General features: G+C 67.6%; 15 protein-coding genes. 10 read left to right on the top strand and 5 right to left on the bottom strand.

All coding sequences use genetic code 11. The annotated features are described in order from the left end of the window. Positions 1-338 precede the first annotated feature (338 nt). From NFW05_RS07785 to NFW05_RS07775, 3 genes are all read left to right on the top strand, one after another. On the top strand, positions 339-1,622 hold the full coding sequence (locus NFW05_RS07785; RefSeq protein WP_295304611.1) for a hypothetical protein: 1,284 nt from the start codon (positions 339-341) through the stop codon (positions 1,620-1,622). A gap of 89 nt (positions 1,623-1,711) precedes the next feature. Beyond that, the gene (locus tag NFW05_RS07780; protein WP_295304608.1) at positions 1,712-1,903 is read left to right on the top strand and encodes a hypothetical protein; all 192 of its coding nucleotides are present in this window, start codon (positions 1,712-1,714) and stop codon (positions 1,901-1,903) included. A 276-nt stretch (positions 1,904-2,179) separates the two neighbouring features. Beyond that, a complete protein-coding gene (locus NFW05_RS07775) occupies positions 2,180-3,061 on the top strand; it encodes a hypothetical protein (RefSeq protein ID WP_295304605.1) in 882 nt (293 codons plus the stop codon). Positions 3,062-3,985: 924 nt separating this feature from the next. On the opposite strand, the gene NFW05_RS07770 is transcribed toward NFW05_RS07775, so the two are convergent. Next, complete coding sequence (locus NFW05_RS07770; protein ID WP_295304602.1) at positions 3,986-5,077, bottom strand: hypothetical protein; 1,092 nt, start codon at positions 5,075-5,077, stop codon at positions 3,986-3,988. 643 nt (positions 5,078-5,720) lie between these two features. On the opposite strand from NFW05_RS07770, the gene NFW05_RS07765 reads away from it, so the two are divergent. Then, positions 5,721-6,866, top strand: coding sequence for a hypothetical protein (locus tag NFW05_RS07765; RefSeq protein ID WP_295304599.1), 1,146 nt, complete (start codon positions 5,721-5,723; stop codon positions 6,864-6,866). A 63-nt stretch (positions 6,867-6,929) separates the two neighbouring features. Here the strand turns inward: NFW05_RS07765 and NFW05_RS07760 are convergent, their stop codons facing one another. Next, entirely contained in the window at positions 6,930-7,850 is a 921-nt protein-coding gene (locus NFW05_RS07760; protein ID WP_295304597.1) for a LysR family transcriptional regulator, read from the bottom strand. 159 nt (positions 7,851-8,009) lie between these two features. Here NFW05_RS07760 and NFW05_RS07755 point away from each other — a divergent pair, with 159 nt between their 5' ends. Beyond that, a complete protein-coding gene (locus NFW05_RS07755) occupies positions 8,010-8,387 on the top strand; it encodes a cupin domain-containing protein (protein WP_295304594.1) in 378 nt (125 codons plus the stop codon). 49 nt (positions 8,388-8,436) lie between these two features. Here NFW05_RS07755 and NFW05_RS07750 read toward each other — a convergent pair whose 3' ends face one another. Then, the gene (locus tag NFW05_RS07750) at positions 8,437-9,462 is read right to left on the bottom strand and encodes an NAD(P)-dependent alcohol dehydrogenase (RefSeq protein ID WP_295304592.1); all 1,026 of its coding nucleotides are present in this window, start codon (positions 9,460-9,462) and stop codon (positions 8,437-8,439) included. 368 nt (positions 9,463-9,830) lie between these two features. On the opposite strand from NFW05_RS07750, the gene NFW05_RS07745 reads away from it, so the two are divergent. Then, positions 9,831-11,273 carry an SPOR domain-containing protein gene (locus NFW05_RS07745; RefSeq protein ID WP_295304589.1) on the top strand — a complete coding sequence of 481 codons (1,443 nt, stop codon included), beginning with the start codon at positions 9,831-9,833 and terminating at the stop codon, positions 11,271-11,273. A gap of 72 nt (positions 11,274-11,345) precedes the next feature. Here NFW05_RS07745 and NFW05_RS07740 read toward each other — a convergent pair whose 3' ends face one another. Continuing rightward, positions 11,346-11,966, bottom strand: coding sequence for a LysE family translocator (locus NFW05_RS07740; RefSeq protein ID WP_295304586.1), 621 nt, complete (start codon positions 11,964-11,966; stop codon positions 11,346-11,348). A 63-nt stretch (positions 11,967-12,029) separates the two neighbouring features. After that, the gene (locus tag NFW05_RS07735; protein ID WP_295304583.1) at positions 12,030-13,997 is read right to left on the bottom strand and encodes a monovalent cation:proton antiporter family protein; all 1,968 of its coding nucleotides are present in this window, start codon (positions 13,995-13,997) and stop codon (positions 12,030-12,032) included. 119 nt (positions 13,998-14,116) lie between these two features. On the opposite strand from NFW05_RS07735, the gene NFW05_RS07730 reads away from it, so the two are divergent. From NFW05_RS07730 to lptA, 4 genes are read left to right on the top strand one after another with little or no spacing between them, the layout of a single operon-like run. Further along, positions 14,117-15,100, top strand: coding sequence for a KpsF/GutQ family sugar-phosphate isomerase (locus tag NFW05_RS07730; protein WP_295304580.1), 984 nt, complete (start codon positions 14,117-14,119; stop codon positions 15,098-15,100). Then, entirely contained in the window at positions 15,100-15,651 is a 552-nt protein-coding gene (locus NFW05_RS07725) for an HAD family hydrolase (RefSeq protein ID WP_295304578.1), read from the top strand. The genes NFW05_RS07730 and NFW05_RS07725 overlap by 1 nt, the downstream gene beginning before the upstream one ends. Continuing rightward, positions 15,648-16,238 carry an LPS export ABC transporter periplasmic protein LptC gene (gene lptC, locus NFW05_RS07720; RefSeq protein ID WP_295304575.1) on the top strand — a complete coding sequence of 197 codons (591 nt, stop codon included), beginning with the start codon at positions 15,648-15,650 and terminating at the stop codon, positions 16,236-16,238. The genes NFW05_RS07725 and lptC overlap by 4 nt, the downstream gene beginning before the upstream one ends. Next, the gene (lptA, locus tag NFW05_RS07715; protein WP_295304572.1) at positions 16,238-16,849 is read left to right on the top strand and encodes a lipopolysaccharide transport periplasmic protein LptA; all 612 of its coding nucleotides are present in this window, start codon (positions 16,238-16,240) and stop codon (positions 16,847-16,849) included. Before lptC ends, lptA begins: the two co-directional genes overlap by 1 nt. Positions 16,850-17,136: the final 287 nt, after the last annotated feature.

The following is a 17,136-nucleotide window of genomic DNA, read 5'->3' as shown; positions in this document are numbered from 1 at the left end:
TGGTCGAGTCGCAGCGACCGCCGTTCTCCGCTTTTCCGGCCGGCCTGTGCGCTTCGCTGATTCCCGCGAGACCGCCCGGTGCAGGGCGGCCGCAGGATTCGCCGGGATTGCCGACGGCGTGGGGTCCCGGGGCCGCGTGCTGATGGAAACGGCCCGTCGAGCCACCCCTCGAGGAATCAGGGTCATGCCCGTTCCCTCCCCCCGTCGCTCCGGATGCTCTCCCACAAGCGCACGAGGCCCGGTCCACCGGTTGTCGGGCGACTTTCGCGTTACACTGGCTGACCGACGACGCGGCGCCCCGGCCGCCTGGCATCGTCGGCAATCGACCGGAGGCCGTGATGCGCCCGTCACACCCGCTGATCACTGCACTTGCCACGATTGTCCTCGGGATGCCTGCGGAGCTTCTCGCTGACGCCCCCTGCGGCGTCAGGCTGTGTTCCGTCGGCGAGAGCAGTTGGTGCTTTCGCGCCGTCGCCCGTGAAGGCAAGTCCAGCGACAGGCAACTGCTCACCTTCCTGCGCACGAATCCCGGGGCCAGTCTGGCCTGTCTGCGCGAGCAGGTCGATCAGGCAGGCGGGACGATCCGGGAAATCGGCGAAGCGTACTCCGGGATCATCGGCGGCGACGTCAAGCCGGACAACGTGGACATCGTCCGCGTCGCGCGGGCGGGCGACTGGCAGATCGGACTGATCGACCTCGACGACGGCGGTGAGGGCAGCCTGTTCCTCGATCTGCTGCACACGCTGGTCTACGACGCGATCTGGAATCCGTCGCTGGATCTGCCGGATGCGCTCGACGCCTATCGCCTGGGCCTCGCCAACGAGGACTTGCGAGGGGTTCCGACGCTGAAGGCGATCCTCGGCGAGCAGCGGCGCAGCGCGCGCTCGTGTCGGGATGTCGAGCGGCGCTGGGCGCGTGACCTCAACCAAGGCAGGATCCGCAGGTTGGCCGATGCGCCGCGCGCGGTCAGCGAAGTCTACGACGGGCCGACCTTCGAGCGGGAACTCCAGCGCTTGCTGGCGGGTGAGCGCGACGCCGCCGGCCCGAAAGCCAGACTGAGCATCGAGGACCAGGGTTTCTCGCGCAAGGAGAGCAGCGGTGGCAGCCTGTGCGTCCCGCGTTTCGTGTATCGCGTGCGCCTGGCTGGAGGAAGCGACGGCAGCGGAGAGCGCTGCGAGATCGTCGAGTTCAAGCAGCAGACGAGGCCAGCCGCGGCCGCGACCAGCCCCTCGCACGCCGCTGGCGCCGATCATCGGCAGAGGCTCGCCGCGCTGAATCGCCATTACCGTCCGCTCGTCGACGGCGACGCAGCGAAGGCGGATCCCGGAAACGTCATTGGCGTCGTCGACGTCGCTGGCCAGTCCTTCCTCGTGCGCTACGCCCGGCCTGAGCTGTTCGATTCCGGCGAGGCCAGCCGGAAGGATGCTCTGGCTTACGCGAAGCGGATGTTCCACTGGCTCGGCCAGGTGCACGCGGCACAGGGCCCGGAGTACGCGAAACGCCTCGACACGGCGCTCGACGATCCGAAGGTGGTCGGCGGAGTGCGGCGGATCATCCAGGCCCATGTCGCTTACCTGGAACGGCTTGCGCAGCGCGGGGCAGCGTACCGCTGCCCCGACTGATCGGCGGTGCCGCAGTTGTCATCGACTGGTGCCTACGCGGAAGGCGGCGACGAACGCGCCGGCAGCGAACGCGGCCCGGTCGATCGGTGGTGTCGCTCGTCCGTTGGGGGTTCATTCGGGCATCCTTCGCGCCGTCCTGCCCAGCCGTCGCGTCGCCGGCAGTGACCTGCCTGGCGCTCGTCCAGGCGAACTTCACGGGCAGCGTCGGGACGGCGATCGAACCCGGCTCGACTGTGCCGATGTTCGGCGTCGGCGCGTCGGCGCTCGACTCGTCGGTCTGATTTCCTCCGGCCGCGTCGGAATCCTCCGCGGGCGCTGAACAGCTCCCTCGCCAGGCCCGGAAACGTTGCCGGCTGGCTGGGCTACCTCGCTTCTGAGCCGTTTCGAGAACCTCTGCCAACCCCAGAGCCTGCCGAATCCCCTGTCCTGCCTGGCGCCCATGTCGGCCATCCGGATGGCGCGCGTCAAGTCAACTATACTAGTCCTGCACGGGCTGTTCATCTGGTGTGGACTGTGTCGTCCGCGTGCATTTTGCAGAAGCCGTCAGAGGTGCCGAGATGCGCTGCCGGAGATCGATCCTGTGCCTGGTCGCCTTGGTCTTCGCGGTTGCCGGGTGTGTCACGCCGCCGAGGACGACACTGGAGCCGTCGGCCCGATCACTTCCGGGAGGCCGGGAGTTTGTCCTGAGCATTCCCCAGGAGGAGATCGCGACGACGATCGTCCGATCGGGTTTTGCCAACTTTGCCGGCGGGGGGCTGATCCCGGCGTTGATCGATCTGGCGATCGACGCGTCACGTGCGAAACAGGCCGAGGCGGACGTCGTGCCGCTGCGGGACGCTCTGTCCGGCTATGATTTCGACCGGCGCGCCACCGAGGCTCTGCAGGAACTGCTGACGCACAACGATTGGCTGGGCGTCAAGAGTGTCTCCCTGGCGAAGCCTTCGACGCGAGAAGAGCGCGAGAGGCTTCTCGACGCCAGCGCGACCGATCAGGTCGCGTTTCTTGAATACTCCTACTCGTGTTCGGCGAGTTTCGCAAGCATAGAGGTGGGCCTTGAGGTGCAGCTGGTGAACACGGCGATTCCGGGTGGCGGCTCGCCTGCTGATCGGCTGAATCCGGAAAACCTCGCCTATGCCCACTCCTTCAGGAGCGTGATAGCGCTCCATATCCCCATCGGGGAGGCAAGGGACAACGTCCAGCGCTGGGCTGCCAGTGACGGCCAGCTGGCGCGGCAGGCGCTCGATATCGGCATTGCGCGCGTGCACTGGATGCTCGAAAAGAGTCTGGCGCGCACGCCGGAAGCCGCGGCGGCCCTCGGGAGTCTGCCGAACTCCAGTGTTGGTGCTTACTACGGGAAGGTGGTTGGGACTGACGCCCATGGGACGCTGCTTCAGTTGTTCGATGGGCAATGGGTTCTTGTCGAGTCTGGCGCCTTGTGAGACGCGGGCGTCTGGCGAAGACTCGTCAAGGTTGCCAGCCAGATACCGATTTGCCTGGCCGCTGCCGCCTGCGTCTCATCGAATCCGCTGGTGCTGCGCTCCGAATGGCAGCCCCGCGAGATTGCCAGCCTGCCGGGACGTGGGCCAGCGGCGCCTGCGCAATGCATCATCCGGCTGTCGTCAGTAAGGGACCTTCGCAGGGACCCGGTCAACCTTGGGGTGCTGTACGGCCGTCTCGTGCGTGCTCCCGCGGACGGGGCCGAATGGCTGAGCAGCATTCTCGCTGGTTTGCGCCAACAGGGCATCGAGGTTCTCAGGATCGCTGACGCGTCCCCCGCGGATCCCGACCTCGCAGTCGAGGCAGAGATGCTGACCGCCTGGGTCACTCACGTCTCGATCGCCAAGTCAGCGAATGTGGTCGTCAGGATCCTTTACATGCGGGGCAGTACGCTTGTCCGGAAAGGAACGTACCGCGGATAGGACACTTCGGTGAATTGGGCGGCGACTGACGACGAGATCCAGGCCATGGTCGAACGCGCGTTTGCTGGCATTCTCGTGTAGATCGCTGACGAGATAAGAGACTCATGTTCCACCCCCAAGTCCTCCGGAGTGCCCGCGCGATCGATCTGGCACGGTCAGGTGACCGGTGAGGGCGCAACCCTGCTCGTCGCTGTCCTTACGCGCGCCGCTTTACCGGCGGAGTCCGGCCGGCAGCGAAGCACTGCGCAAGTGAGCTACCCGACGATACCCGCATTCGCACCGGACATCGGGGTCGCGGGCGTCTCCGTTGCCTGACCGCGCAGGTGCCCGGGGGGAAGCCGCCTTGCCAAGGCATGAGCCGTGCAGCTGAACGACCTGTGGCCGATCGGTTCGCGGGGCTGAGGCGAGGGGCGCAGCTGAACGTCAGTCAGAGGCGATCCCTGCTCAGAAGTACTTCTGCGCGCAGCGGGCCACGTCTGCCGGCCGCTCATACTGCAGGCACGCCCGCGCGTCGAGGTGCCAGCGCGTAGGACGGCGAACCAGGCGGGCAGGCGTGCCGGTCTCCTCGCCGCTCGGACTCCCGGCTTCCGGCGAGCCCGGTGGCTGCGCTGTTGCCTGAGCCGTCGGGCGCGGCTGACTGGCGAAGACCTCGGCCAGCCTGCCGGCGAAGCGCTGCTGACCGTCCTGGAAGTGTTCGCGCATCACCTGCCAGACGTTCTCCGTGTACCACTTGCCTTCCGGGCTTTCGTAGATCGCCGCCAGGGCCGCGAGTTCGTCGTCGGTCGCCTCGCGATAGGCATAGGCAAGCCTGCTGACGAAAGACTCACGAATCCGCGGTTCGAGCGTCGCGCGCAGCGTAGCGAGTTCCCCCTCGACGTCGGCGACGCGCTTTCCTCCGGCTGCCGATGCGGCCTGCAACATGGCCCGGGCGCTGTCCAGGGTCATCTCGACGGTCCACTGGCCGGCGCCGATGGCCCGGTCGAGTCGCTGCAGCAAGGCCTGCCGCTTGTCGCTAAGCGGCTGCGTGCGCATCTGTTCGACGAAGCGGACGAAAGCCTGCTCGTCGCTTGCGCCGGCCGCGGCGAGTTCCTTCATCCGTCGCGCAACCGGGCCATTGAAGTCGGCGAGCAGCGTGCGCAACTGCGCTTCGTTGAACTGGGCCTTGAAGCGCTCCTGCAGGCGATCGCGCAGCGCATCCGGGGGAAACGCCTCGAGCTGCGCCGCGTGGATCAGCTGTTGCTGCTCTGGACCGAGCCGCAGGTAAGCGCCAAAGGTCTCGATCGAGACGCCGATACGCTGCTGCATCGCGTCGATGCTCCGGCTGATCCCGGTGGCCTCGAATACCTGACCGATCAGCGCGTCGGGTGCCGGGGCAGTCGCCTGCTGAGTGGCTGCCGGCTTCGGGGCGGGTGTCACGACTGGAGGCGGGGTTGGGGGCAGAGGTTCACCCGGCAGCCAGTCCCTGCCGAACCAGACCAGCGCCAGCACGACCACGAGAGCCAGCAAGGCCAGCAATAACTTTCTTTCCCTGGGCACTGTCGGATCCCTCCCTGTGGTTGTTTGATCGCTCCCGACCGTGGCCGCGACGCCTGCGCAAAGCAGGTCGCTGCCGATCCCGCGACGCCTGCGGCACCCCGGCAATGTGCCTGCGCCGAAGACGACGAGACTTCTTCGGCTCTTCATTCGGGCGAAGCGTGGGCGGTCGCCTTGCCATTCGCTGGCCTACGATCAGGCCGACGAGGTCGCCCCGTCGCCGTTGCTGCTATTCTAGTTCGTGGGCCGGGAACGGCAAAGTGGAATTCTTGGCGAAAGGCGCCGGCAGAATCGTCAGCGCGGGGCGGCCGTGCTCGCGCCGGCGGTGAGCGGACGGCTCGCCGTCGGCTCGCTTCCGGGGCAATCGATCACCGCCATCTGGCGGCGGTCCGCGACTCGCGGGTGCCGATTCCGGCCGCCTATACTGAGCGCTGCTGCCCATTGCGCAGCGGTCGTCTGTGCGGGCCGATCGCCCGCTGGCCCGTACCAGGCGGAGCCGCCGGGTGTCGCTCGGCAACGGACCGGCGACGATCGGGCGAGACGTTCCTGCTCATCGCAGCACGGGAAACGCACCATGGAACAGTCAGCCAGAAGACTTGCGCCGGTTGTTCGGCGATCGCCGGCGCCTTCGTCGAGGACATCGGTGGTGGCGCTGATCCGCGGACTGATCGTCGTGCTCGTCGTCGTGCTCGCCGGGTGCGCGACACGCGAGCGCCTCGCCGAGCCCGCTTCGCCGGTGCATGTCCCGGAAAGTACTTGGTGGCAGGTCGACCGCGAAATCGCGCTCGCCTCGGAGGTTGCCGCGGCTTCGGCCGGCAGCTACGCGCGAACGGCGATGGAGAAATGGCGCGGGATGGTCGCCAGGCGCAACGAGTCGGACTTCATTCCCTGGTTCTCGGGCTACTGGACGCAGCAGTGGCTGGCGATCAAGGTGGCCTGGTACAGGCTGGGCTCGGGCGAAGCAACGGATCCCGCGGTCAGACGACTGGCCGCGTATCTGCAGGAGCAGTACCGGGAACGCGTGCTCGACCCGGTGGCCCGGGAGGTCGATCCCGATCTGGTCAGGGAAACGGCAACGAGACTCTACGTCGAGTCGCTCGGCCGGGGTGTCCGGCCAATCCCGATGCGCCACGGCGTGCCGGCAGATCAGTTCGACGAGCGGCTGCGGGGAATCCCGGCGATCGCGCTCGCCCCACCGCCGGCGCACGACGCCTCGCTCCACGACCTGTTGCGCGCCGATCCGCTGGCGGCGCTGCCGGCGTATTCGGCCCTGCTCGCGCGGATTCGCCCGGCGGCTGGCAGCGCCGGCTCGGGGCCCTCGGAACAGAGGATCTCGCCAGTGGCCAAGAGGGCCAGCGAGAAGCTTGTCGCCCGCTTTGCCGCGAGTGGCCTGTCGAGTGCCGCCGCGGCGGCAATCGGTGGCGTCGCCGGTGCGGTGATCTCACTCGGTGCCCTTGGTATTGGGGCGCTGGCCCACGAGAGTCAGCGCCCCGAAATGGAGGCCGAACTGCGCGCGAGCCTGAACGCCGCACTCGACGACATGTGGCACAGCCAGATGGACGACCCGACCACCGGCGTGCTCGCCGGAGTGAACTATCTGGTCCAAAGAATCGACGAGAAGCTCTCGCGCCCGGTGACGTTGCCCGTCGAGCTCGGCCGGGCGCCCGAAGAGCTGCCGCTGGCGGAGGACGCGCAGGACACTGGCGAGGCGCTTTCCGACGAGGAGATGGATCAGGCGGATCAGGGTGACGAGGCTGCGGGAGGCGATAACGTCAACGACGATGCCGAGTGAGCCTGACCGGCGACAGACGCTCCTTCGAGGGCCTGTTGGACCTCCTCGCCGCACGGGCACCGCTCAGCGATCGGTCGCCGGCGATGCCCCGTCGCTGACCACTCCGAGGCTCAAGAGGCTGTCGATGACCACCCGCACGCGCGGCGGGACGAGCCGGCCCGACGGGTAGACGACGCTGATCGGTTCGGCCGGCGGCCGCAGCGACGGCAGTACTTCGACGAGGCGACCACCGGCGATCTCGTCGGCGACCATGTAATCGGGAACCTGCGCCAGGCCGAGCCCGAGACACGCCGCCGCGACGACCCCGTCGCCGTCGTTGATCTGCACCCGCGACGGCGGGTCGACGTCGATCCGTCGTCCGGCGCTGGCCAATACCCAGCTGCGCAGTCGACCGCTCGTCGGCAGGCGGTGAACGATCGCCCGGTGCGTCGCCAGATCATCGATCGTTTGCGGCGGCCCGTGTTCGCCGAGATAAGCCGGGCTGGCGCAGAGTACCAGGACCTGCTCGGCGAAGCGGCGGGCGACGAGCCGTGAATCTCCGAGGGTACCGACGCGCACGGCGAGGTCGATCCCGTCCCTGATCAGATCCGTGTAGCTGTCGTGCAGCCGCAGGTCGAGCTGCAGCGCCGGGTAACGCTCGACCAGCCGGGCGAGTACCGGGAGGAGCACGCGGCGCCCATAGACGATCGGCAGGTCGACACGCAGCAGCCCTGCCGGGGCGCCGCGCGTGCCCGCGGCTTCGGACTGCAGCGCCTCGACTTCGGCCAGCACGCGCTGACAGCGCTCGAACAGGCGCTCGCCGTCGGCGGTCGGGCGAACCTGCCGCGTCGTGCGGTGAAACAGCTTGACGCCGAGCGAAGCCTCGAGTCGGGCAACGGCCTTGGCCAGCGTCGACGGCGCGGTTCCGAGTTCGCGGGCGGCGGCCGCAAAACTGCCGTGCTTGGCCGTCTCGGCGAAAGCGATCAGCTGCTGGAGACCGTGCACCGCGAGACCCCGTTCATCGAGGACATTCTATCGGCAATGTTACGACATTGCGCAGGCTTCCGCTCTGCCGCCTGCGGCTGCATACTGCGTCGCACGCGTGGCGCCGCGAGTACGAACAACCCGACAGACAGCCCTACCCGCCCATTCAGGAGGACCCTCATGTACATTCACGCCCAGACTCCGCCCCTGGCCACTGCGCTTCCCGGAATCGCCCACAGCACCTGGGCAGGTCAGGCCCAGGGACTGACCCAGCTGACCCTCTGGCGGCAGAGCGTCGCGCCGGGCGGCGCGACGCCGCCGCACCGGCACGATTGCGAGGAAATCGTCATCTGCCTGGCCGGCAGCGGCGAACTGCACATCGCCGCCGAGGTTCACCGCTTCGCTGCCGGCGAGATGATCGCCGTGCCGCGCGACGCGCTGCACCAAATCTTCAGCACCGGCGAGGAGCCGATGGAAATCATCGCCGTCCTGGCTGCCGCGCCGGTCGCCGTCTATCTCCCCGACGACCAGCGCCTCGATCTCCCCTGGCCGGCCTGAGCGGCCGACGACCGGCACCCGCTGAGCGGCGCGGCTCGCCGTCAGCGGATCAGAGGTCGTCCCGGATGCTCACGCAGACCTTGCCGAAATGTCTGCCGCTGGCCAGGTAGTCGAGCGCCTCGTGCAGCGCGGCGAACGGAAAGACGCGGTCGACCACCGGTTGCAGCGCGTGCTGGCCGATCGCCGCGCTCATCGCCAGGAAATCGTCGCGGCTGCCGACGGTGATGCCCTGCAGGCGGACGTGCCGGGTGACCACGAGCCCGAGCGAGGCGTCCATCCGGCCGCCCGAGAGGACGCCGATCAGGCTGATCGTTCCGCCGGGGCGGATCGCGCGCAGCGAGTGGCCGAGGGTGTTCTCGCCGCCGACCTCGACGATGTGGTCGACTCCCCCGCCACCGGCGATCTCGCGTGCGCGCCGGCCCCAGTCGGGGACGCTCCGGTAATTGATCGTCGCGTCGGCGCCGAGCAAGCGGGCTCGCGCGAGTTTCTCGTCGCTCGACGAAGTGACGACCACCTGGCAGCCAGCGAGCCTGGCGAACTGCAGCGCGAAGAGCGAGACGCCACCGGTGCCCTGGACGAGCACCTTGTCTCCCGGGCGAACCCGGCCTTCGCCGATCAGTGCCCGCCATGCGGTCACCGCTGCGGTCGGTAGTGTCGCCGCCTGAAAGTCGTCGAGATGCGCCGGTACCGGAGCGACTCCCGCTTCGGGCAGAACCCGGTACTCGGCCATCGTTCCGTCGACCTCGCAGCCAAGGCTTCGGCCGAGGCGCCGTCCGGTTGCCGGGCCACCCGTCCAGCTCTGGAAGAACAGTGGGCAGACGCGTTCGCCGACGGCGACCGTGGTGACCCCCGGCCCGACGGCATCGACGATCCCGGCGCCGTCGGAGAGCATGATCAGCGGCAACGCCTGCATCCGCGCCCCGTAGCCGCGCTGGGGAACGAGCAGGTCGCGGTAGTTGAGCGCCGCGGCACGCATCGCCACGCGCACCTCGCCGGGCCCGGGATGCGGGTCGGGGCGGGTCGACGGACGCAGGTGTTCCCTGCTCCACTGCTCTTCGACCTGGAATACCTTCATCGGAAACTCTCCTCGTCTGGATGCTGCCGGCAGAAAGCGATGGGTCGGCGGGCCGCGTCCCGCTCGCCCCACGGTCCGCAACGCGAGCGAAAGGCGCTGCGCGGATGCGATATTCTAAGCGTCCGGCGACCCGTCGCCGCCTGGTGAGGCCCGTTGCCTCGAGGCGTTCGCCGGCGTGGTGGAGGCCGACGACGATTGACCCCGGTTGACGGCGGAACATATACTCGCGCCCGGCGTCGTAGTTGACGATGCTGCCAGCGATTCAGGAAAGGACGCAAGTAGCGCGAAACTTCCGGCGAGCCGTGCGCGAGCGCGTCGCGACACGACCAGGCGCAAGCCTGCGAATCCACTATGAAGGAGAGGCCAAGATGACCCGAAACGCAGAACTGGTGATTCCAAACGACGTGCAGCCCGAGAACGTGTCCGCCGAGGCGTCAGGCGCCCAGTCTCCCCAGGTCCCGGTGATCAGACCAGAGATGGCCAGGTTGCTCGAACTGACGCAGGTCGGCGGTTCGGCCACCACGGCCAAGGAAATCAACGCCCAGCTCGACCGCGTGCTGCGCGATTACGACGAGCTGACCGCGCTCTACGCCGAGAACAACCGGCGGATCGACAGCCATCTGGCCGAGCTGCGCAGCTCCGGCGGCGACCTCTCGAGCAGGCTGCACCAGCTTGATGCCGGACTCCGGCACCACGGCGAACTGCTCGCCCAGCAGGCGGCGACCGCGCAGAGCCAGGTCGAGGCGCTGCGCAGCGAAGCGCACGATGCGCTGGCTGGTTCGGAAGAGCGCTGGGAAGCCCGGCTGGCGATCAGCAATGCACGGATCGGGTCGGATCTCGCCCGGCTCGATGCCGGAATCGGTTCTCTCGATGCGCTGCTGCAGGCGCAGGAGAGAATCATTGCCGAGCAGCGCGCGCGGCTCGACCAGTTCGACGTGGCCTACCAGCTGCTCGATACGGCGACGCGTGGCAACAAGGCGCGGATCGAAGCGGTCCGCGAACAGACCGAGAAGCGCCACACGATCGTCGAGGCGCGGATCGACGGTCTGAGCGCGTTGCAGCGCGAGCACTACGCGGAGATCGAGAACCTGAAGGGCCTGGTCGGCGTACTGCAGTCGGAAAGCCAGCGCCTCGACCAGGCGATCAGCCAGGTCAGCGCCGCGCTGGCCACTCACCGGGTCGAAACTCGCGACCGCTTCAGATGGACGCATCTGGCGATCGCCGGCGTCCTCGTCGTGGCGGTTATCGGTTTCGCTCTCGTCAAGTGGTCGCCCGCCTTTGCTCCGGCGAGCACCGAGGCCGCGGTCGCCCGGAGCGACGCACGAATCGCCGAGGTTGGCGGTCAGGTTGCCGCACTGAGCGCCCGCGATGCCGCGCAGCAGGATCTCGACGCACGGCAGGAAGCGAGCATCGACCGGGTCTCCGGAAAGCTTGGCAGTCTCGAGAGAAGCCTCGCGGAACTGCGCGCCGCAGTCCGCAAGCTGCAGACCCAGGGGGCGGGCGGTGGTGTGTTGCGCGACAGCGAGTGGCTGATCAGGCAGAACCCGAAGGCCTACACGGTGCAGCTGGTCACCTCGCCGAGCCAGGCCGACATGGCTCGTTTCATCGACCGCAACGTCGACCAACTGGCGCTCGACTCGCTCGCCTACTCGGTGACCGAAGGCAGCGAGGGCCAGCGCTACAACCTGTTCCTCGGCGTCTTCGCTACGGTTGCCCAGGCGCGCGCGGCGATCGAGGCGCTGCCGCAGGAATTGCGCGTGTATCGCCCGTGGGTTCGCCAGTTCCAGTCGGTGCAGGATTCGTTGCGCTGACCTCGCGCCGACGCCGCACATCGCGAGCGGCTGCCGGAATCGCCGGCTGTCCGCTCGCGTTTCGCCGATCGTCTATCGCCCGCCGAGAAGTGCCCAGGCACCGGCGGCCGCGAGCAGGCAGCCGCCGGCGACGTGGAAGCGACGCCGGGCCGCCGGCGAGATCAGCAGTCGATGGGCCGACGCGGCGAACAGGGCATAGAGCGTCGCGTTGATCGTCGCCAGGGCGACGAAAGTCACCGCCAGCAGCCATAACTGCGCGGAGATTTCAGCCTTCGGGTTCAGGAACTGGGGCAGGAAGGCGATGAAGAAGACGATTCCCTTCGGGTTCAGCGCGGTCACCAGATAGGTGTGCGCAAAGAGGCGCCAGCGCGAGCCGGGCGCGGCTGGCGAGGCAGGGTCGGGGGCCGCCCCGGCGGCACGCAGCAGTCTTGCGCCGAGGAACAGCAGGTAGGCACCGCCGAGCCATCTGATCGCGGTGAACCAGGTGTCCGACGCCGCCAGCAGGGCGCCCAACCCGACCAGCGACAGGAACAGGGCTGTCGAATCGCCGAGGGCGACGGCAGCAATCAGCGGCACCCTGGCCGCTCGGCCAAGGGCCAGCGAGTAGCTGATCACCGTGAGAATCGTCGGCCCGGGAATGACCAGCAGGATCGCCGATGCGCTGACGAACGCGAACCACGATTCAGGAGTCATCGGCCATTCTCCGGCAAGTCGCCCGCTCCTCCGGCTGGTCAGGAGACTTCATCGTCAGTCGCTTCAGCCCTTGAGAAGTCTTTCCTCGGCGGCGCTCAGCGCTGGCCAACCGCCGAGCAGGACGATCACGTCGCCGGTCTCGAAGCGGATGTCCGCGGACGGTTCGAGCGCGCGGATGTTGCGTCGGCGCACCGCGGTCACCTCGACGCCGATCGCCGCCAGCCCGAGTTCCCCGGGCGAGCGGCCGACCGCGTGCGCCCCGCTAACCAGAACGACCGAATGCAGGCGCGTCTCGCCGTCTTCCGGCGAGCTCTCTTCGGCGTCGCCGCTCCCCCGGAAGAAGCCGCGCAGCTCGCGGTAGCCGCCGCTGCGTGTCTTCCGGAATCGCTCGAGGACCTCGGCGACGGGAACGCCAGCCCGGCTCAACGCATGGGCGGCGAGGACCATGCTCGCTTCGAGAGTCTCGGGGACGACCTCGGCGGCGCCGGCCTGCTGCAACGCGGCCATGTCCTTCTCGTCGAGGGTTCGCGCGATCACCGGCAGACTGGCGTTGATCGCGCGGACATGCTCGAGGACGCGTAGCGCAGTTCGCGGATCGGCGAAGGAGGTGATCAGCACGCGGGCGCGAGACACGCCGGCCGCGAGTAGCGTCTCGCGTCTTGTCGCATCGCCGTAACTGACGTTTTCGCCAGCTGCAGCGGCTTCGCGAACCCGCTCGGGATCGAGGTCGAGAGCGACGTACGGCACGGCTTCCTGTTCCATGAAGCGGGCCAGGTGCTGTCCGCTCCGCCCGTAGCCACAGATCACCACATGCCCGGACGTGTTCATCGTCTGCGCCGCGAGGCGGGTGATCTGCATCGAGCGCAGTAGCCATTCGCTGCTCGCGAAGCGCAGCACGAGGCGATTGCTGTACTGGACGATCAGCGGAGCGACGAGCATCGACAGGACGAGCGCGGCAAGTACCGCCTGGAGCAGCGGCGCAGGGGCGAGCTCGAGCGGGGCCATTTCGGAGAGCATCACGAACCCGAACTCGCCGCCCGTACAGAGCCAGAGAGCCGTGCGCATGGCGTTGCCCGGGCCGGTCCCGAAGAGGCGCGACAGGCCGAGCACGAGAGCGAACTTGAGGCCGAGCAGCGAAGCCAGGATGCCGACCACCAGCGGCGCGTTGCCGACGACCGTCGGGGCGTCGAGCATCATCCCGATGGTGATGAAGAACAGTCCCATCAGGACGTCGCGGAACGGCTTGATGTCTTCCTCGACCTGGTGCCGGTACTGTGTCTCGGAGATCAGGATTCCGGCGATGAACGAGCCGAGCGCGAGGGACAGGCCGGCCAGTTCGGTCAGCCAGGACAGTCCGAGGGTGATCAGCAGCACGTTGAGCATGAACAGTTCGGCCGACCTGCTGCGCGCGACGATGAAGAACCAGTGATTGATCACCCGCTGCCCGATGACGAGTACGATCGACAGCGCGAGGACGGCCTTCACCGCTGCCAGGCCGAGCATCATCGCCATCCGCTCGGGCGAGTGGGCGAAGGCCGGAATCAGGATCAGCAGCGGCACGACGGCCAGATCCTGGAAGAGCAGGACGCCCATCACCTCGCGCCCGTGTGGCGAATCGAGTTCCATGCGTTCGCTGAGCAGCCTGCTGAGCACGGCCGTCGAGGACATCGCCAGTGCCCCGCCGAGGGCCACGCCGGCCTGCCAGCCGAGCCCGGCGGCGAGTGCAATCGCGCTGACCACGGCAATCGTCAGCAGGACCTGCAGCAGCCCGAGTCCGAAGACCGTACGGCGCATGGCGTGGAGCTTGGGCAGCGAGAACTCGAGCCCGATCGAGAACATCAGGAAGACCACCCCGAACTCGGCGAGGTGCTGCGCGCTGCTCAACCCGCCGACGAGATCGAGCGCGTGCGGGCCGATCAACGTCCCAACGAGCAGGTAGCCGAGGACTGGCGGCTGATTGATCGAGCGGCAGAGGATCACTGAAACCACCGATGCGGCGAGCAGCATCAGCACGGTCGGCAACATGTCCATCGCGGCGTTCCCCAGGAACAGACAGTCGTTGCTGCGGCGACAGCCGCGCGGCGGGCGTCCGCAGGAGAGGGCGCCGCGACCTTCTGTTATACTTGCCGCATGATAGCGGCTGTCCGTAGATGAGCCAAATTGAGCCGTCAGCGCGGGCCCTCGAGCTGGCCCGGCAGGTTCTGCAGATCGAGGCTGACGCCGTGCGTTCGCTGGCCGAGCGGATCGGCAGCGAATTCCTCGAGGCGCTCGGCGTGATCCTCAACTGTCGCGGACGGATCATCGTCAGCGGCATGGGCAAGTCCGGGCATGTCGGGCGCAAAATCGCCTCGACTCTGGCGAGCACCGGTACGCCGGCCTTTTTCGTCCACCCGGCCGAGGCCAGTCATGGCGACCTCGGGATGATCACTCGGGACGACGTGCTCCTTGCCCTGTCGAATTCCGGCGAGAGTCAGGAACTGCTGACCATCGTGCCGATCGTCAAGCGACAGGGTGCCCGGCTGATCAGCATGACCGGGAATCGGCGGTCTTCGCTGGCCCTCGAGTCCGACGTGCATCTCGACGCAGCCGTTGCCCAGGAGGCCTGCCCGCTGAACCTAGCGCCGACGGCGAGTACGACGGCGACTCTGGCGCTCGGCGACGCCCTCGCGGTCGCGCTGCTCGATGCACGCGGCTTCGGTCCCGAAGACTTCGCCCGCTCGCATCCCGGGGGCTCGCTCGGACGCCGGCTGCTGACCCACGTTCGTGACGTGATGCGCGCCGGAGCGGCCGTTCCCCAGGTCGGGCCGGGGACCAGCCTGCCCGACGCGATCCTCGAAATTTCACGCGGCGGCATCGGCATGACCGCGGTGGTCAGTCCGGAGAAGCGGGTGATCGGCATCGTCACCGATGGTGACTTGCGCCGTGCGTTCGCCCGCGACCTCGATCTGCGCAGCGTCACGGTGGCCGAGATCATGGGCCACCGGCCCCGCCTGATCGGCCCGGAGCGCTTGGCCGTCGAGGCCGTGGCGATGATGGAACAACACAAGATCAACCAGTTGCCGGTCGTTGACGAGCAGGGCCTGCTGATCGGAGCGCTGAACATGCACGATCTTTTCAACGCCAGGGTGATCTGATGGCCGCAGGTTTTCCGGAGGAAGCCCGTGTCCGTGCGACACGCGTCCGCCTGATCGGATTTGATGTCGATGGTGTGCTCACCGACGGTTCGCTGTACTACACGGATCAGGGCGTCGAGATCAAGGCGTTCAACACGCTCGACGGTCACGGGCTGAAGATGCTCCAGCGCGCTGGCATCGCCGTGGCGATCATTACCGGGAGACGCAGCCGCTGCGTCGAACTGCGCGCACGGAACCTGGCGATCGATCATCTGTTCCAGGGTGTCGACGACAAGCTCGAGGTGATGACTGCGCTGGCGTGCGATCTGGGGCTCGGACTTGCCGACTCGGGCTACATGGGCGATGACGTCGTCGACCTGCCGGTGATGACCGCCTGCGCGTTCTCTGCCGCGCCGCGCGACGCACACCGGCTGGTCAGGGAACATGCGCGCTTCACGAGCACCTGCGCGGGTGGTCGCGGCGCCGTCAGGGAGGTCTGCGAACTGATCCTTGATGCCCAGGGCAGGCTGAGCGAGGCGCTCGCTGCCTATCTGCCCGGTGAACGGCGATGAAGCGCTGGAGTACGGCGGTACTGCCGGTGACCATCCTGCTCGTGCTCGCCGCACTGACTGCCTGGCTGCGCTACGCGACCGAGATGCCCGAGGTGGGCAACGACGGGAAGACTCGGCACGATCCGGATTCGATCATCGTCGGCGCGATCGGCTGGAAGCTCGATGCCAATGGCCGGCTGCAGTCCACACTCGTCGCCGACGAGATTCGCCACTATCCCGACGACGACACCAGCGACCTGCGCAATCCGGTGATCGTCTACCTCGATCCGGTCAAGCCACCGGTGATCATCCGCGCCGGTCACGGGCACGCGACCTCGCGGGCCGAGAGAGTCGATCTCATGCAAGACGTCGAGATTCGCCGATCGGCGACCAGTGACAGTCAGGAACTCGTCGCCACGATGCCTGACCTGACCGTACTGACCGACGACGAACGGGCGTTCACGGCGAGCCCGGTGCTGATCACGCAGGGGGCGTCGTGGGTTCGCGGCGTCGGCCTGCAGGTCGATAACCGGTTGCAGACCTACGTGTTGGAGTCGCGGGTTCGCGGGCAGATCGAGAGCCAGTACGCCAGGAAAGGACCCCAGTGATGGACAGGATCGTCGTCGCGCGCAGCGCTGCCTGCGCGCTTTGTCTTCTACTGTCGGTGGCCGCAAACGCCGAGCGCGCCGACCGTGAAAAGCCGATCCATCTCGAAGCCGATCGTCTGAGCATCGACGACGTCAACAAGGTACAGGTTCTCGAGGGCAACGCCGTGCTCACCCAGGGGACGATGGTCCTGCGCACGAGTCGACTCGTCGTCACCCAGGACGTCGATGGCTTCCAGAAAGCCGTGGCCACCGGAGGGGCCAACGGCCTGGCGTATTTTCGCCAGAAGCGTGAGGGCGTCGACGAGTACACGGAGGGCGAGGCCGAGCGCATCGAACATGACGCGCGCACCGAGACGACGCAGTTCTTCACCCGTGCCTGGGTGCGCACCGGCCAGGACGAGGTGCGCGGACAGTACATTTCCTACGATGCGCTGAACGAAAAGTACCTCGTGACCCCCGGTGAGGGGACCACGAAGACCGCCACCGGCGCCGCCCAGGCGCGCGTTCGGGCGATCATTCAGCCGAGAGCAAAGGGAGATAGCCCTGCGCCCGGAAAGAACGAAGCGCTGCCACTCAAGCCGGCGACCACCGTCAACCCGGCGGCGAACTGAACGGCCCTCGCTTCGTCGTCGGCAGCCAGGCTCGTCTGTTCCTGGGTGCCCGAGTTCTCGCGGGCCGCGCTTGTCTGACGCGCCACAGCAATCCCGAACGGCACCAGCCTGTTTGCCATGCGCATGAAGTTTGCACATTCAATACATCGCCCTAGAATGATTGGTGCAGTGCAGCAAAAATCACTTGACAAGTTCGCCGGGGAGCCTATAATGGCGGTCATGGTGCAGCGCAGCAATTCTCCCCGGCAGCGAGCACGACAGCGTTCCGGGGAACGTGCCATCCGGCA

The organism is Accumulibacter sp., assembly GCF_023806625.1.
Lineage (GTDB): Bacteria > Pseudomonadota > Gammaproteobacteria > Burkholderiales > Rhodocyclaceae > Accumulibacter.
Note: the sequence above shows the minus strand (reverse complement) of the source record. Positions and strands in the feature narration are given on the sequence as shown.

Bases quoted from the DNA above. Each gene is read 5' to 3' on its own strand.
- NFW05_RS07725 (WP_295304578.1), top strand. From the start codon at position 15,100: ATGGCCGCAGGTTTTCCGGAGGAAGCCCGTGTCCGTGCGACACGCGTC.
- NFW05_RS07740 (WP_295304586.1), bottom strand. From the start codon at position 11,966: ATGACTCCTGAATCGTGGTTCGCGTTCGTCAGCGCATCGGCGATCCTG.
- lptA (WP_295304572.1), top strand. From the start codon at position 16,238: ATGGACAGGATCGTCGTCGCGCGCAGCGCTGCCTGCGCGCTTTGTCTT.
- NFW05_RS07750 (WP_295304592.1), bottom strand. From the start codon at position 9,462: ATGAAGGTATTCCAGGTCGAAGAGCAGTGGAGCAGGGAACACCTGCGT.
- NFW05_RS07755 (WP_295304594.1), top strand. From the start codon at position 8,010: ATGTACATTCACGCCCAGACTCCGCCCCTGGCCACTGCGCTTCCCGGA.
- NFW05_RS07775 (WP_295304605.1), top strand. From the start codon at position 2,180: ATGCGCTGCCGGAGATCGATCCTGTGCCTGGTCGCCTTGGTCTTCGCG.
- NFW05_RS07735 (WP_295304583.1), bottom strand. From the start codon at position 13,997: ATGGACATGTTGCCGACCGTGCTGATGCTGCTCGCCGCATCGGTGGTT.
- NFW05_RS07745 (WP_295304589.1), top strand. From the start codon at position 9,831: ATGACCCGAAACGCAGAACTGGTGATTCCAAACGACGTGCAGCCCGAG.
- NFW05_RS07730 (WP_295304580.1), top strand. From the start codon at position 14,117: ATGAGCCAAATTGAGCCGTCAGCGCGGGCCCTCGAGCTGGCCCGGCAG.
- NFW05_RS07785 (WP_295304611.1), top strand. From the start codon at position 339: ATGCGCCCGTCACACCCGCTGATCACTGCACTTGCCACGATTGTCCTC.
- lptC (WP_295304575.1), top strand. From the start codon at position 15,648: ATGAAGCGCTGGAGTACGGCGGTACTGCCGGTGACCATCCTGCTCGTG.